Source organism: Rhodococcus sp. 06-462-5, from assembly GCF_002258315.1.
GTDB lineage: Bacteria > Actinomycetota > Actinomycetes > Mycobacteriales > Mycobacteriaceae > Rhodococcoides.
This window is the reverse complement of sequence record NZ_NOYD01000051.1, coordinates 94,721-110,423: the sequence shown is the minus strand read 5'-3', so window position 1 is coordinate 110,423 and position 15,703 is coordinate 94,721. Positions and strand designations below refer to the sequence as shown.

At 66.0% G+C, this 15,703-nt stretch carries 13 protein-coding genes; 4 read left to right on the top strand and 9 right to left on the bottom strand.

Annotation, left to right across the window (positions count from 1 at the left end; all coding sequences use genetic code 11):
- The 3 genes from CH251_RS24175 to CH251_RS24165 form a co-directional block, all read right to left on the bottom strand.
- Window positions 1-1,330, bottom strand: a 1,330-nt coding sequence (locus CH251_RS24175) for a nitrilase-related carbon-nitrogen hydrolase (protein WP_094615443.1), incomplete at its 3' end; no start/stop codon positions are given.
- Window positions 1,327-2,769 carry a cytosine permease gene (locus CH251_RS24170; RefSeq protein ID WP_094615442.1) on the bottom strand — a complete coding sequence of 481 codons (1,443 nt, stop codon included), beginning with the start codon at window positions 2,767-2,769 and terminating at the stop codon, window positions 1,327-1,329. The genes CH251_RS24170 and CH251_RS24175, both read right to left, overlap by 4 nt.
- Window positions 2,770-2,936: 167 nt before the next feature.
- Entirely contained in the window at window positions 2,937-3,374 is a 438-nt protein-coding gene (locus tag CH251_RS24165; RefSeq protein WP_094615441.1) for a MarR family winged helix-turn-helix transcriptional regulator, read from the bottom strand.
- Between the two features lie 105 nt (window positions 3,375-3,479).
- Here CH251_RS24165 and CH251_RS24160 point away from each other — a divergent pair, with 105 nt between their 5' ends.
- Window positions 3,480-4,556, top strand: coding sequence for a substrate-binding domain-containing protein (locus CH251_RS24160; protein WP_094615440.1), 1,077 nt, complete (start codon window positions 3,480-3,482; stop codon window positions 4,554-4,556).
- Here the strand turns inward: CH251_RS24160 and CH251_RS24155 are convergent.
- Window positions 4,537-5,751 carry a polysaccharide biosynthesis protein gene (locus CH251_RS24155; protein ID WP_179273428.1) on the bottom strand — a complete coding sequence of 405 codons (1,215 nt, stop codon included), beginning with the start codon at window positions 5,749-5,751 and terminating at the stop codon, window positions 4,537-4,539. The two genes, CH251_RS24160 and CH251_RS24155, sit on opposite strands and share 20 nt — an antisense overlap.
- Window positions 5,752-5,776: 25 nt before the next feature.
- On the opposite strand from CH251_RS24155, the gene CH251_RS24150 reads away from it, so the two are divergent.
- Window positions 5,777-7,513 (top strand): hypothetical protein, encoded by a 1,737-nt coding sequence (locus tag CH251_RS24150; RefSeq protein ID WP_373454990.1) that lies wholly within the window; start codon window positions 5,777-5,779, stop codon window positions 7,511-7,513.
- Here CH251_RS24150 and CH251_RS24145 read toward each other — a convergent pair.
- Entirely contained in the window at window positions 7,460-8,680 is a 1,221-nt protein-coding gene (locus CH251_RS24145; protein ID WP_094615456.1) for a glycosyltransferase family 4 protein, read from the bottom strand. The genes CH251_RS24150 and CH251_RS24145 overlap by 54 nt on opposite strands.
- A gap of 82 nt (window positions 8,681-8,762) precedes the next feature.
- On the opposite strand from CH251_RS24145, the gene CH251_RS24140 reads away from it, so the two are divergent.
- A complete protein-coding gene (locus CH251_RS24140) occupies window positions 8,763-9,533 on the top strand; it encodes a class I SAM-dependent methyltransferase (RefSeq protein ID WP_256979280.1) in 771 nt (256 codons plus the stop codon).
- Between the two features lie 9 nt (window positions 9,534-9,542).
- Window positions 9,543-10,421 carry an ROK family protein gene (locus CH251_RS24135; protein WP_094615437.1) on the top strand — a complete coding sequence of 293 codons (879 nt, stop codon included), beginning with the start codon at window positions 9,543-9,545 and terminating at the stop codon, window positions 10,419-10,421.
- A gap of 66 nt (window positions 10,422-10,487) precedes the next feature.
- Here CH251_RS24135 and CH251_RS24130 read toward each other — a convergent pair whose 3' ends face one another.
- The 4 genes from CH251_RS24130 to CH251_RS24115 all read right to left on the bottom strand — a co-directional run bounded on the left by CH251_RS24130 (window position 10,488) and on the right by CH251_RS24115 (window position 15,649).
- A complete protein-coding gene (locus tag CH251_RS24130) occupies window positions 10,488-12,317 on the bottom strand; it encodes a phosphoenolpyruvate carboxykinase (GTP) (RefSeq protein ID WP_094615436.1) in 1,830 nt (609 codons plus the stop codon).
- A gap of 310 nt (window positions 12,318-12,627) precedes the next feature.
- The gene (locus CH251_RS24125; RefSeq protein ID WP_094615435.1) at window positions 12,628-12,933 is read right to left on the bottom strand and encodes a DUF6802 family protein; all 306 of its coding nucleotides are present in this window, start codon (window positions 12,931-12,933) and stop codon (window positions 12,628-12,630) included.
- A 38-nt stretch (window positions 12,934-12,971) separates the two neighbouring features.
- Entirely contained in the window at window positions 12,972-14,507 is a 1,536-nt protein-coding gene (locus tag CH251_RS24120; protein ID WP_094615434.1) for a hypothetical protein, read from the bottom strand.
- Window positions 14,504-15,649 carry a hypothetical protein gene (locus CH251_RS24115; protein ID WP_143537817.1) on the bottom strand — a complete coding sequence of 382 codons (1,146 nt, stop codon included), beginning with the start codon at window positions 15,647-15,649 and terminating at the stop codon, window positions 14,504-14,506. The genes CH251_RS24120 and CH251_RS24115 overlap by 4 nt, the downstream gene beginning before the upstream one ends.
- Between the last annotated feature and the right edge of the window lie 54 nt (window positions 15,650-15,703).

The window sequence follows — 15,703 nt, the reverse complement described above, 5'->3', positions numbered from 1 at the left end:
GGTCGCAACCACGCAATGCGAGTACTCGCCCCGATTCCGGCAGCAGCGCATCGTTGCCGATGAGAAGCCCGACTCGTCCCAGAGGAAGATCGACGACCGTCCAGGTGTCGCCGGCGTCGAAAAGCGGAGCGTGCTCCGTGGACAGGTGTATCTGTCGGTAGGACGTACGGACCCCGTCGGTTCCGAGCAGGACGGCGGAGTTGTACACCCGGTCGTCGACGGTGTCACGCTCTGCGATCCCGACGACGATGGACAGGCCGTGCCGGACCGCGAGGTCGGCGACCCGAGTGAGCGAGGGTCCGTCGAGGGCTTCGGCGACGTCGCGGGGTGGTCGATCCGCTGAGACGGGACCGGTGATCGACAGCTCAGGGAATACGACGAGCTCGGTTGCACCGGCTACTTGTCGAACCCTGGCCCCGATCTCGGCAAGGTTGCTCTCGATCGAGGCACTCGGCGTGCATTGCACCACGCTCACAGCAGACGTGCCACCCGCGGGAAGCGGCGAGTGGCCGTACAGGGTGAAGAAGTCGAGAGGGTTCCAGCTGTACGTGTTCTTCTGCAGCTCGCGGTACAGGTCCGGTCGACGCGTCTGACCCAACTCGCGGGTGCGTCGAACGTCGATCTCGCCTGCGACGATGCCGTTGCCGACGTCGATTCGACCGGTGACGGTTCCGTCGGGCTCGATGATGCATGTGCCGCCACTGAATTGGACAGTCCGTTCGAGTCCCCATCGATTGCTCTCGATGATGTAGCAGTTGTTCTCGAAGGCTCGGCTGATCCAATACGGTGCCGGAGTGCGTTCGGCGAGCCAGTTGCTGATGTGGCAGATCACGTCTGCCCCTTGCAGGGCGACCACCCGAGCAGTCTCGACGAAGTGCAAATCCATGCAGATCAGCATCGCGATTCGGCCGAGGCGGGTCTCGAACACCTGATGGCCCAGGTTACCCGGTGCCGCCCATTTGGGTTCGGCGATGTACGGGTGGGTCTTGCGATGGGTTCCGACGATTCCCTCCGGTCCGACGAGAACTGCACTGTTGTAGAACAATCCACTCGTCGGATCGACCTCGGGCATGCCCAGCACGATGTAGCAGTCACGCCTGGCGGCAATCTCGACGAACGTATCGGTGGTTGGCCCCGGAATCTGTTCGACGACGGTCGCTGCTTCCTCGGGATCGTGGAAACAGTAACCGGTGGTGGCCATTTCGGGTGTGGTGATCAGCTCGGCCCCATCGGCGGCGGCCCTGTCGACCAGGTCCGCCAGGGCAGCTATGTTCGCGTCCTTGGCAAACAACGTGGGCTCGAACTGGACGGCAGCTGCGGTGAATGTCATGACGCTAAGGTCCTTTCGGTTGCCGGAGCTTCGGCGGAGACCGGCGGTTCGTAGTACTTCCCTCGTGTTGCCATGGTGAGCGGGATATAGATGATCGGTCCGAGGATCATCGCAATGAACGAGGCGTAGTAGGACGGGTAGAGACCGAACACACCAAGGCCACCCACGGCCACGCCTGCTGCCATGGCGAAGATTCCGCAGGGGTTCCAATTACGCACTCGGCCTTCGCGAAACTCGATGTTGTTTCGCGGAGCGAGGCCGAGCATCCGCCTGCAGACGAAGTAGTCGGCGAGCAGAATGAAGATCCAGGTGTTGGTCATGATCCCGGTGACGGCCAGGAACTTGTCGGTGTATTGCAGGATGTTGACCGGGTAGCAGAGCACGCCGACGACGAGCAGCGCCACCATCCACCATTGGCGTCCGACCTTGCGGGGCGAGAGCACGTCCCAGGCATTGGACAGGGCAAGGGAACCCGAGTACAGGTTCATCACGTTGATGCGAACCTGGGTCACGACGGCGAAGATCACTCCGAGCAGTCCCATCACGACAGCGAAGTAGAGTCCCGGATCGGTGGCCGAAAGTTCGGGTGTCGCAGTACTTCCGGTGAAGTGACGCAACATGGTGAAGCCGAGGAAGACGCCGAGAATCATCACGACGACGATCATCAGCAGCTCGGCGAGCATCAATCCTGCGGTGCCGACGTAGCTGACGCTCTTCTTGACGAACCGTCCGTAATCGGTGGCGATGAGCGCCTGGAACACGACCTGCCCGTTGGCGAGACTGAATGCCTGCCACATCGCGGTGGCGGTGAGCCCGCCGGTGGCCTCCCACTGACCGGGACCCACCAGAACGTATCCGCTGGCGAGCATGTACATACCGATGGCGAACAGAATGAGGAAGATCGGCATACCGAACCGCTGCAGAATGTTCATCGAGTGCATCCCGCGCCAGGAGAAGAACAGCGCAACCAGGGCTACCAGCGCGAATACGACTGTGGCCCAAGCAGAATTGATGTCGATTCCGGCCAGTTCACTGAGGCCGTGCGAGACGATGCTGCCCTCGAAGATGAAGTAGAAGACGTAGTTCACGGCGTAGACGAGCGATGCCACGGCCGAGCCTTTGGTGCCGAACCCGAGCCCGCGAGTGAGCAAAGGGAGCGACAGGCCCTCCTGGCTGGCGATCCGCATGATCAGGCTGCCGACGAGCGTTGCGCCGATCACCATGTACGCGACGGGGATCAAGAACATCGGCCACCCCACCAGGAAGCCGATCTGACCACCGAGGGCGAACCAGAACATCGCGGTGACGTTGCCGGTGAGGACCAGCAGGATCGCCGGCCGTCGCCAGCGTTGATCGTCGGGAACACGAGAGGTTGCGTAGCTTTCGATCTGGTCGTCGAGGCTGGTTGCAGGCCCCTCGAAGTACTTCTTCATGTTCATGAACGTGTGTCCACTTCGGTTCGCGGCAAGAGCGCTGATTGCGCTGCATCGAAACAATACTTTCCGTGGACACTATTGCAACGTGAAACATGTTAATTGGAGATCACGAAAGTTCACGACCACGCAGAGGGCAGCACACAAAGGGGCACAGCCGGAACAGGGAGCGCTCAGTGAGCGAGCGAGGACGCCTTCGCAGTGGCCTCGAGCGAGCGCAGCAGGGATTGCAATTGCTCACGGTCCGACTCGGACGCGAACACGGCCGCTGCAACGTCTTCCATGACCGGGGCAGCCTCGTCGTACTTGGCCCGCCCGCGCGCGGTCAGTCGTATGAGCACCTGACGACGATCGACCGTGCCGGTGCGACGGTGCACGAGATTGTTGGAGACCAGCCGATTGACGGCTTTGGTCAGTGTCGGGGGCGCGAGCAAGGCGAACTCTGCGGTTTCGGCCATCGTGTGGCCCTCGCCGTCGGAGAGCAACGACAACACTCGCCACTCTTCGAGATCGAGTTCCCACGGGACGAGCGCACCGCGCAACCGATCCGAGACGGCGCGCTCGACCACCGTGAGCAAACGAGCAGCCGAACCAGCCTCGTCGTGATTCACGCGATCATGCCCCTCTGCTCTTACCTTGCCACGGCGCTACAGTCTTCCTCAGCGATTCTAGGGCGAAGCGAGCAGCGAATCGACACGGATCGGACGGACAGCACGATGAACAGCGATCGGTTCGGCACGTTTCGCGTCGGTTTGGTCTTTCCAATGTCCGGACCGTTCGGCCTGGTCGGACCGTCGAGTGAACTGTCGGCACAGTTGGCCAGGGACGAACTCAACGCCGCGGACGGAGTTCTGGGCCGCCGCGTCGAGCTGATCTCGATCGACGGTGGCCGCGACCCCGCCGCCGTGGCCCGAGAGGTGGCGACCCTGCTGGATACAGGCGCCCTGGACGCAGTCGCGGGAATGCACACCTCGGCGGTACGAAGAGCCGTGATTCCGGTGACCGTCAACCGAATTCCGTATGTATACACGTCCCTGTACGAGGGCGGAGACCGCTATCCGGGCCTGTACATCACCGGCGAGACTGCGACCAACCAACTCGTGCCTGCACTCGACTTCCTGGTCCGCGAATTCGGACGCAGACGCTGGGCGATCGTCGGAAACGACTATGTCTGGCCACGCAAGAGCGCAGCCATCGCTGCCTCCCGCCTCCGGGAGCTCGGGGCGCGCGTGGTGCATGCCGAATTCCGGCCGGTGGGCAGCACCGACTTCGCCACCTCCGTTGCCGCGTTGGAACGGTCCGGAGCCGACGGTGCCGTCGTTCTCCTCCTCGGCGACGACGCCGTGTACTTCCATCAGCAGTTCGCTGCGGCAGGGCTCGACGCGCGATGTGTTCGGCTCAGTCCGTTGATGGACGAGAACATGTTGATCGCGGCCGGCGGAGACAGTACACACGGGCTCTACGTGGCGTCGGGATACTTCGAAACACTGGCCACCGAGGACAGTTTGGGGTTCTCCGCTCGTTTCGCCCGGGCGTTCGGGGTCGATGCGCCGATCGTCGGTGCTCTGGGTCAATCCTGCTACGAAGGCATCAAATTGCTGGGCGCACTGGTGAACAGGGCAGGCACCGTCGACGTCGGCGTCATCGAATCGATCTCCGATTCGGTATCGTTCACCGGGGCCCGCGGGCGGCTCTCGCTGTCCAACGGCCATGTGGCGCAACCGATCTACCTGGCGCTGGCTGGCGAGGTCGACTTCGAGATCCTCAGCGAGATCAGGCCCGCCGCCGAATGATGACGTTTCCCCACAACACCAGTCCACACACCACCACCATTGTCACCGCTGCGGTCGCTGCGGCGACGACGACGAATTGCGCGAGAGTCGACGCAACGAACAGCAGCAGCAACACCTCGGCGGCGAGGGCGAACCAAGCGACAAGAGCAATGTGGGTGCGTTCGCCTGCGATGGCCCACAGCAGAGCGCTCTGCAGCACCGCCAGGCACGCGCCCTGCAGCACGAACAGCCAGACGTAGTTCTGCACACCGGAATACGTATCGCCCACCACCAACGGCAGCAACGGCGACGCCAGTGCACCGCCGATCACCAGAACCGTACCGAGCCCCGCGACCACGGCCAGCGCCGATCTCACCGCGGCAGCAGAATGCAGAGGATTCGCCATCCGTGGGTACAGCACGACGCCGACGGCCTGCGGCAACCAGAACGCTGCCTTTGACGCAACGGCCCCGACGGCGTACAGCCCGGCCTCGTTGCTACTGAGCAGAGTGCGAGCAAGAACCAAATCCAGCGCCGACATCGCGATCAGCACCAACTGCACCTGAGACGCCTGCAGCACGGCCAGAACGGTGACCTTGGTTTCCGACACCGAGTTCACCGGCACCCCGGCCGTCCATCGCGCGCCGATGGCCACCGCACCGATCCCGACAGCCGTCGCCAGGAGGACCGCACCGGGCCCGCCGCCGAGTGCGAGCACCACCACTGCAGGTGCAACCTTGCCGAAACCGGCCGCAGCCAGCACGAGACTCAGAGCACCGAAGCGCCCCCGCCCCTGCAACAACCCTTGTTCGGCGGCCAGCAGCACCAGCACCGGCGCAGCGATGACCGCGGACACGGTCGCCGCCATCGAGATGTCCATGGCCGCGGACAGTGCGGGTGCCAGTGCCAGAGCGAGCACCCCCACCACCGCCGCGCATCGATACCCCACTGTTCGCAGTTCACGAGAACTGCGCCCGCGCACCACTTCACGCGCAACGACGGACTGCAACGCCAACGCCGGAACCGCGAGAACCAATTGCGCAGCAAGCAGACTCGCGAATTCTCCGTAGCCCTCGACGCCGAGCATCCGGCTCGCCAGAACCTGCAGCAGATACGCCGCAACGTTCGCGAACATCGAACCCGCCGTCACCATCCCCATCCCGGCGACCGACGCACCCGCGGTGTGCTCTGCCTCGGACGAGGCACGGAAAGACATGAGCCCACGGTATAGGGTGCCGATCATGGCGTGGTCGAGGTCGAGGTGGACACCGCCGCTCTACAGCCTGCTGCTCGCAGTAGCGATTGTCGGCCCGCTGCTCGGTCCCGGTTATCTCCTGCTGCGCGACGCCGTCAGCACTCCCCGTTCCTACTTCACCGACTCCGCCTGGGGAATCGCCGACGCGGCCGCGAGGGCAGTACCGCAGGACGCCGTTATCGCCGCGCTGTCGACGGTGTTCGACGGTGGCGGGGTCGTCAAGACCATTCTGCTGCTGGCCCTGTGGCTGACCGGGTGGGGTGCAGCGGTGATGGCACGAACAATGCTTCCGACAGCCCCACTACCCGCGCTGCTCGTGGCATCGACGGTGGCCGTGTGGAACCCGTACGTCGCCGAACGACTGCTGCAGGGGCACTGGAGCCTGCTCGTCGGCTACGCCGCCCTCCCGTGGACGGTCGTCGCTGCACTCGCGGTCCGAGAGGGCCGGTCCTGGTGCGCGCTCGCAGCCTGTCTCGCTGCCGCCGGACTCACCCCCACCGGCGCGCTGCTCGCCGCAACCATCGCCCTGGTGGTCCTCGCCCTCCCCGGGGGTGCCCGACGCGGCCTGCGCGTGGTCGGTGCCGTCGGACTGGCGGCGGTGGCGTCGGCGCCGTGGCTGGTGGCGACGGCGGTGTCCGGCGGTGGCGTCGAGCAGGCGGATCCGGCGGGTTGGGCGGCGTTCGCGGCGCGGGCCGAGCCGGGTCTCGGCACCCTCGGCAGCCTCGCCGGTCTCGGTGGAATCTGGAATTCCGATGCTGTACCCGTCTCTCGCACAAGCATGTTCGCGTTCGTGGGCACGGCACTGCTGTTGACCGTTGTCGCGTTCGGTGTGCGTCCGTTGATCAGGCGTCGAAGGAATCCGGTGATCGTGGGGCTCGGTGTTGTTGCCCTGCTTGCCATCGCAGTACCAGCGCTGGCAGCGACGGAACCTGGTTTGGCAGTGGCCAGGGCGCTCGGCGAGACGGTGCCCGGTGCCGGTCTACTCCGCGACTCCCAGAAGTGGGTGGCGCTGGCGATGCCCCTCTACGTGTTGGCCGCCGCAGCTGCGTTTTCTCCCCGGCGTCGACCGAATCCGGTGCAACCAACCGCGCTGAGCGCGGTCCAGCGCACCCGATTCGGTAGCGCAGTTGCGATATTGGCCCTGCTGATCGCACTACCCGACCTGGGCTGGGGCGTCGGGAACTCGATGCGGCCTGTGGCGTATCCGGCGTCCTGGCAGGCGGTCGCAGCCGAATTGCAGGGCAGCGACGGCGATGTCGCGGTGCTTCCGGCCGGGATGTTCCGCCGCTTTCCCTACAGCGGCAGTGCGCCCGTTCTCGATCCCGCGCCGCGCATGCTGCCACTGGACGTACTGCAGACCGGCGAGCTCATCGTCGCGGGCGGCACGGTGCGGGGCGAGGGGGCGCGGGCGACGGAGGTCCAGAATGCGCTGCTCGCAGGCGAACCCACGAACGTGATCGAAGCGTTGGGTGTCGGCTGGGTACTGGTGGAGAACACCACCCCCGGCGAACTCGGTGAATCCGAGCAAACACTGAATGCATTGGACACGGTGTACTCCGACGACCAGCTCACGCTCTACCGAGTGCCCGATCCCGTGCTCACCGAGAGCCGGCCGGCAACAGCCGTCATCGTTGCCCACCTCGCCTGGGCGGTGCTGCTCCTCGGGGGACTAGCGGTAGGACTGCTGGGCCGAATCCGAGTGCTGCGCACCCACCAGACCTGACGACCACGTGCCACGCGTCGTCGCGTCGAGCACCGAGTAGACACCTTCTGCGCACTGCTCCCAGGAGAATTCCGCGGCGCGCACTCGCGCCTTCTCGCCCAGGCGAGTTCGGGCTTCGGCGTCCCGCAGCAGTTCCGAGACGGCAGCGGTCAGACCGGAGACGTCGCGGTCCTCTTCACCATCGGAAAGCCCGCCCACCAGAACACCGGTGACGCCGTCGATGATGGAATCGGTGAGGCCCTTGGAACTTCGGTAGCCGACGGTCGGCACGCCGTGCTGAGCCGCCTCGACGACCGCGAGACCCCAGCCCTCCTTGCGGGAGGGCATGACATGCACCCAGGACCGGCCGAGCAGGGCGTGCTTGCGGTCCTCGTCGACGTGTCCCTGGAAGGTGACGTACTGCTCGATGCCCAGTTCACCGACGTAATCGCGGAGGTTCTGCTCCCACCAGCCGCCACCGATGACGTCGAGGTGGATATCGGGGATCCGACCGCGCAGCGCAGCAACAACGTCGAGTGCGTCCTCGATCTGCTTGTGCGGAACCAACCGGGACAGCACCGTCAGCGACGGGTGCGCGGTACGGGTGCTCTCGTCGCCCTCGGGCACCGACTGCGGAATCTCGTCGGCTCCGTTGCGCACCACGGCAATGCGCTCGCGGTCGACGCCCAGTGCGACCAACTCGTCCGCGGACGGCAACGACACCGTCAGGTATTGATTGCGGCGGTGGACCCGGGGCGACACGGTCGATTCGAGCCACCAGCCGAGCTTGGCCATCATCGGCCCCGCGACCGGCCACTGCTCGCGATGGCAGTGGTGCACCAGCAACGTCACCGGAACGCCGAGCGCGGCGCGCGAGAAGAAGGGGATGCCGTTCTGGGTGTCGATCACCGCGTCGGGGGCGATGCCCTTGAGCGGGCCGAAACCGAGCCGTCCGGCTGCGATGGCGGCCAGTGCGCGGGGATAGACCGACAGGCGTCCACCACCGCGACTGATGCGAATGCCGTCGACGATTTCCTCGGCGGGAGCTCCTGGATACGACGCAGTCCTCAGAGTGACGCGGACTCCGCGTCGAGCCAGACCTGCGCCCACCTGCTCGAGGTAACGCTCACTGCCGCCGCCCTGCGGGTGCCCGGTATCGCGCCAGCACAGCAACAGAACCTCGCGCACAGCCCGCTTCACCCAATTTCCGCATGCTCGTCTCGACCGCCGTCGATTACCGCTGCCACAGTAACCGCTAGGGTTCGTTTTCGTGACTTCCGCCGTGACACGTCTGTTCGCCTCTCGCGCGACACTGCGCCGCTCGGTGAGTCTGCTGAAGGACTTCGGACACGAACAGAGCGCTCCCGACATCTTCTACGGCGCGCTGGCCCGCGATTCCGTGGAGCTGATCGGCGATCTGTATCGGGGTCTGACCGGCACCGACATGTCCGCGGCGACCGTGCTGGACGTGGGCGGCGGACCCGGATATTTCGCCGAGGTCTTCGGTGCGAGCTGCGCGCGCTACCTGCCGGTCGAGCCGGACGCGTCCGAGATGCACGCGGCGGGCCTGCAGATTCCCGGTTCGGTGCGCGGCTCCGGGATGGCACTGCCGTTTCGTGACGACAGTGTCGACATCTGCTTCTCCTCCAACGTCGCCGAGCACGTCCGCGAGCCGTGGACCATGGCCGAGGAAATGCTGCGAGTCACCAAGCCCGGCGGGTTGACGGTGCTCTCGTACACCATCTGGTTCGGTCCGTTCGGTGGTCACGAGACCCGACCCTGGCATTACCTCGGCGGCGAATACGCAGCCCGCCGCTACGCCCGCACCACTGGTCACGAACCGAAGAACCGATTCGGCGAATCACTGTTCGACATCAGCGCGGCAGACGGATTACGTTGGGCGCGAAGCACTCCCAACGCCACGCTGCTGGCCGCCTTCCCGCGCTACCATCCGCGCTGGGCATGGTGGATGATGCGAGTGCCCGTTCTCCGAGAGTTCCTGGGCAGCAACCTCGTCCTCGTCCTGACACCGAGCACATAATCTGGACCGATGACGGCACTCGCGCTCGACATCGGCGGCACCAAGATGACGGCGGCACTCGTCGGCGACGACGGGCGGCCGAAGGATCCGGTGACGGTGCCGACTCCCGAGTCCGGGGTGTGGCCGGCGTGCGCTTCGTTGCTTCGCAGGATGGCTCCTGGACAGCACATCGACCGCATCGGCGTCGCCTGCTCCGGTCCGGTGAATCTCGAGACCGGGTCGGTCGCACCGATCAACATCGACGAGTGGAAGAACGGTTTCGGTCTGCGCGATCACATCGCCGTCATCTTCCCCGAGGCCGACATCCGCCTCGCGATGGACGGCAGCGCAGCGGCACTCGGTGAGCATCGCTTCGGTGCGGCCGTAGGGGTGCCGGACGTGCTGAGTCTGGTGGTGTCGACCGGCATCGGCGGTGGGTTGGTGCTGGGCGGGAAGATCGTCGCCGGCGCCAGCGGCAACGCGGGACACATCGGCCACATCGTCGTTCCCGGTTCGACGACGCCCTGCGCGTGCGGCGGCATCGGATGCGTGGAAACGGTCTCGAGTGGGCCGTCGGCGGTGCGGTGGGCGCGCGAGCTGGGGTGGACCGGCAGCACCGGAACCGAGCTCGCCGCCGATGCGGCCGCCGGGGAGCCGATCGCCATCACCTCGTTGCAGCGCGCCGGAGTGGCGCTTGGTCAGGCGATCGCGTCGGCTGTCTCGTTGGTGGACGTTCGCATGGTGGTGCTCGGTGGCGGCTTCGCCCAAGCCGGCCCGCCGCTGTGGGATCCGATTCAGGAGTCGATCGCGCTGCACGCGCGCCTGAAGTTCCTCGACGGCCTGCAGGTGGTGCCGGCTGCGTTGGGTGGACTGGGCACCCTGGCCGGGGCGGCCGCGCTCACTGCCTGAGCGTCCATATCCACACAGCCAGAACGGGGCCCACCCCTCGGTGAGCCCCGTTCTGTGTCGTGAATACTACGCGCCCAGGCGCTGCTTGAGGGCGTCGAATTCGTCCTGAATTCCGGTGGGGAGCTTCTCGCCGACGAAGTCGAACCACTCCTGGATCAGCGGGATTTCGGCCTTCCACTCGTCGGTGTTCACCGCGAGCGCCTCGGCCACGTCCTCGACGGTGGTGTCGAGTCCGTCGATGTCGAGTGCCTCGGCGGTGGGGACCACACCGATCGGGGTCTCGATGCCTGCGGCCTTGTGCTCGATGCGCTCGACGATCCACTTGAGCACGCGCGAGTTCTCACCGAATCCGGGCCACAGGAAGCGCTTGTCGTCGCCGCGACGGAACCAGTTGACGTAGAACACCTTCGGCAGCTTCGACTCGTCGGCGTTCTTGCCCAGGTCGATCCAGTGCTGGAAGTAGTCGCCCACGTTGTAGCCGAGGAACGGCAGCATGGCCATCGGGTCGCGTCGGACGGTGCCGACGGTGCCCTCGGCGGCAGCGGTTTGCTCGGAGCCGACGGTGGCTCCCATGAACACTCCGTGCTGCCAGTCGCGAGCCTCGGTCACCAGCGGAACGGTGGTCTTGCGACGACCACCGAACAGGATCGCCGAGATCGGCACACCCTTGGGGTCGTCCCACTCGGGGGCCATCGACGGGCACTGGGCCATCGGCACGCAGTAGCGCGAGTTCGGGTGCGCGGCATCGGTTCCGGACTCGGGGGTCCAGTCGTTGCCCTTCCAGTCGATCAGGTGGTCGGGCTTGCCTTCGAGGCCCTCCCACCACACGTCGCCGTCGTCGGTCATGCCGACGTTGGTGAACACCGAGTTGCCCTGGTCGATGGTCTTCATCGCGTTGGGGTTCGAGTCCCAGTTGGTGCCCGGTGCAACGCCGAAGAAGCCGTACTCGGGGTTGACGGCGTAGAGGCGGCCGTCCTCACCGAAACGCATCCACGCGATGTCGTCACCGATGGTCTCGGCGCGCCAGCCCGGGATGGTGGGCTGGATCATCGCGAGGTTGGTCTTGCCACACGCGGACGGGAACGCCGCGGCAATGTAGTACGCCTTGTCCTCGGGTGAAATCAGCTTGAGGATCAGCATGTGCTCGGCGAGCCAGCCCTCGTCGTGGGCCATCGCCGACGCGATGCGAAGCGAGTAGCACTTCTTGCCGAGCAGGGCGTTGCCGCCGTAGCCGGATCCGTAGCTCCAGATCTCGCGATCCTCGGGGAAGTGCGTGATGTATTTGGTGTCGTTGCACGGCCACGGCACATCGGCCTGACCCTCGGCGAGCGGAGCGCCGAGCGAGTGCAGCGCCTTGACGTAGAACCCGTCGTCACCGATCTTGTCGAGGGCGGCCTGGCCCATGCGGGTCATGACGCGCATCGAGACGACGACGTACTCCGAGTCGGTGAGCTCGACGCCCAACTTGGGGTCGGCCGCATCGAGCGGGCCCATGCAGAACGGCACGACGTACATGGTGCGTCCGCGCATGCAGCCGCGATAGAGATCGGACATGAGCGTCCGCATCTCGGACGGTTCCATCCAGTTGTTGGTGGGACCGGCGTCGATCTCTTCCTTGGAACAGATGTACGTGCGCGACTCGACGCGAGCGACGTCCGACGGGTCGGAGTTGCCGAGGAACGAGTTGGGCTTCTTCTCGTCGTTGAGACGAGTGAAGGTGCCTGCCTCGACCAGCTTGTTGGTCAGGCGCTCCCATTCAGCGTCGGATCCGTCAGCGAACACCACGGATTCCGGTTCGGTCAGTTCGGCTACCTGGGCAACCCAGGCGAGCAGTTCTTTGTGTCGAGTCGGCACATTGTCGGTGCCGCTCAAACCGGGAATGGTCGCTGAGGTCATCTAACTCTCCTGGGGTGAGCCGGAACCGGGAAGTACTCGCACGATCACTGTGGGCAAAACATGCGCGAGCAGATCTCGGTTTTCCCCTCTCGGCGGGGCGCTGCTCGACCGTTCGAGCCGCAGTACACCATCGTAACGGGTACAGCAAGCCGAGCGTCGAGCGCCGGGTGTCCTGGTACTCAGGTTAACGCCGAGCGACGTAAATCCGGAAACAGGGTGTTGTCCGATTAGTCACAGGACCGATTCAGATAGGGAAAGATCCGCGCAAGAAGGCGTCTACCAGCGGCGACGTCCGCTCAGGGCAGACCGACTACAGCTCACCCGATTCGGTCATTTCGCCCCGACCGATACCGTTCGCTTCTCGAAAAATTTCCCAGGATCGGTACTGCCCGTCACGTCCGAACGCCGTGAACTTGTCCGTCACACCATCGCCGTCGACGTCGGTCGCCACGGTCATCCCGGCGTCGGTACGTCGTACGGTGGTCTCGTAGTGGCCGTCCCCGTCGAGATCGAACAGGTCCGTCGAGACCGTGGGCGCACCCGGATCCTCGACGTCGTGGGGTTCGACCTCCTCCGTGAGGAAGCCCCCTGCTGCGAAGCCATCCACCGCGATCATCGACGCTCCTCACCTCGATCAACGAACCGACACTGCACCTACTGACTCCGACGCACCGGCTCATCGAACGGTTCCACCCGCTTCGGAGAGACATGGACGGGTTCGGGGGCGACGAACACACCACGATCGGGTCCGCGGAACCGCTCGAGCCCTCGCTCGAGTGCAGACAGATCGCGATCGCAGGCAGACAGCAGCGCCGATCGGTGGTCGGCAAGCCGACGGAGCTCGGCGTCCACCTCGGCGAGTGCGACGTCGATGCGGGCCGCCGCGTCCCGGTCCGCAGTCGCAACGGCGGACGCGAGCGTCGACTCGGCATCGAGAATCCGCGAGAGCACGTGTTGCTCCACCGACGATTTGACCCGGGCCAGGCTTTCCTGCGTCCAGCCGCGCAGGTGGGCGCGGTCGGCCACCAGCGCCCGTGACCGCGTGATCCACCAGGCGAGAGCACCCCCGAGGACCAGGGTGATCACGGTGTTGGCCACAGCCCAGGCCGGCACCAGCGCCATCGGCGACACCACCAGCCGCCCGAGTCCCACCCCAGCCGACGCACCGACGACGATCATGACCGCATCCTCGATCCCCCGACGCCGGGACGGCTCCCCGATGTCGAGCGGGGCGTCCGCGACACTCGATTCCGCCTGCAGCGGTTCGAGCCCGAGATCGGTCTCCACTGCCCGCAATCGGGCCGTGAGCGCCGCGTCGGCCCGATTCCTGGCTCCGCGCGCGGACTCGGCGACATGTACGGGAAGGTGGGTGAGTTCGGCCCGTCCTGACCCGTCGATCGTGCGCTTGGCCTCGGCAACCAGGGCGCGAAAGTCCTCGGCCGCGGCATGGAGAGACTCCACGCGTACCCGTTGAATCCGATTGTGCAGCAGCGCCCGTCGGTCGCCACCGAGATCGTCCCGTTCGCCGACGAGCTGGGCTCGTCGCGCACGGAGTTCGGCCGTATCACTTCCCCCGGTCACCGCGCGCGCTCTGGCCACGATCGACGCTCTGGCTCCGGTTGCGCAGTCCTGCACTGCCGCAGCATATTTGCGCTGGGATCCGAGAGCCTTGGCCTGCAGCAGCAGCGCGCCGAGCCGGTCCGCCACTGCTCCGATACCCGACTCCGCGGACATCGCGGCGTCGCCGCTCTCCCGTCCGGTCCGCGCCAACCGAACCGAGATCGGGTGGAACGTGCACTCCACCGATCGTGGGACACACTCGGCAACGACATCACTGTCGGCCGAGACCACCTCGCGCCAGTGCCGATGCACGTCGATCTTGTTCACCAGGAACAGAACCGGCGTGGATTCGAGGGCTGCTCGCCACTGCTCGACCTCGACGCGACCAACCGGAGCCGACGCGTCGACGACGATCATCACGACGGCGGCATCGGCCATCGAGTCGGTGAAATGGATGGCGGCACCGTCGAGTCGGGAGAGCTCGCGGCGCAGTTCGGACTTGCCCGACCCGGCGGTACCGGTGAGGTGAACCCCGGTGGGTCGACTGACCCTTGCTCGTTCGATCTCGTCGAGGGCACCCGAATTCCAGCGTCGTAGAACGCTTTTCATGTCCTCCGACAGCGGTGTCATCGGCGCAGCATTCGTACGTGCCCTCGGCACAGCGCGAGTGCCGCGCGACGCACGTCCGGGTCCCCGGCAGCGGCCGCCCGCCGCTTCCACAGCACCGCCTGCTCCAGCGCGACCTGCTCCGAACCGGTCTCGATCGGCACCCCCAGCAGTAGAGCCGCGTGGCGCATCTCGGCAGCCACCGCCTCGTCCGAGGCCAGGTACGACTCGACGGCGTCACGAACCCGCCGGTGGCCGGCGGAGATCCGGTGCACTCTGCGATGCAGCTCGGCGTCCCGAGCCGCCGCGGCCACCGAAACGGCCGCGGAGACCGCGGCGATCAGAGCGTCGGCACCGGTGGCGTCGGCCAGCATCCGCACCGCATCGCCGTCGGACACAGCCGTCGACTGCCGCAGCACGTCGACGAGCAGGGCGAGACCACGCAGTTCGATGCATTCGATCAGCGCTTCTCTGCGACGCGTCGACACCGCGAGGTCAGCGGCACGAAAGCGATCGACGGTCATCAGGTCGGTCGGGCGCAGATCGGCCGCTGCGATGGCACGCACGTCGGCCATGTCCAAAGACGCGCCGGCGCGGCCCACTCCCCGCAATCCCGCCGCGGTGGTTCCCATCACCGGCAGAACCGTCCGACCCAACTGATCCGAGGCCGCTGCGGCCGCGGCTGCGGGGTCGTCGAGGGTGTCCGCCTTGGTCAGCACGACGACGGTCCCGTCCAGTGGATCTTTCGGCCGAGAACTCAGCAGAGCGGTGTCGACCGGCGACACCGAACCCGCGATCACGTGGACGAGCACCTCGCCCTCGCTGCTGTCGGTTCTGCCCTCGCGCCATCGGACTTCGAGGCCGTCGGCGTCGAGCGGCACCGATTCGAGAACGGCGAGAACCGCGGATTTCCCGACGCCTGCGCGGCCGGTCACCCGTGCGGTCATCGGCCGCAGGCGATCGTGGACGGCAGTGTCGACGGCCTCACGTGCGTCGCTCGACGCAACGCGGTCACGCAACTGGCCAAGACTGACCTCGGCGACATCCATGATCGATTCCCCCACCAACGCCCCGTCGCCCACCCCGAGAGGCGACGCACAGCCCCCTGCTGCGGCACCGATTCTGGCACACGCGGGCGCTGACGAGCCGACCGTCGGGAATTGCATCGTTGTAATTAGCCGGGCTCGTCCTACCGCTGATCAGCGGTAGGACGGCAAGTC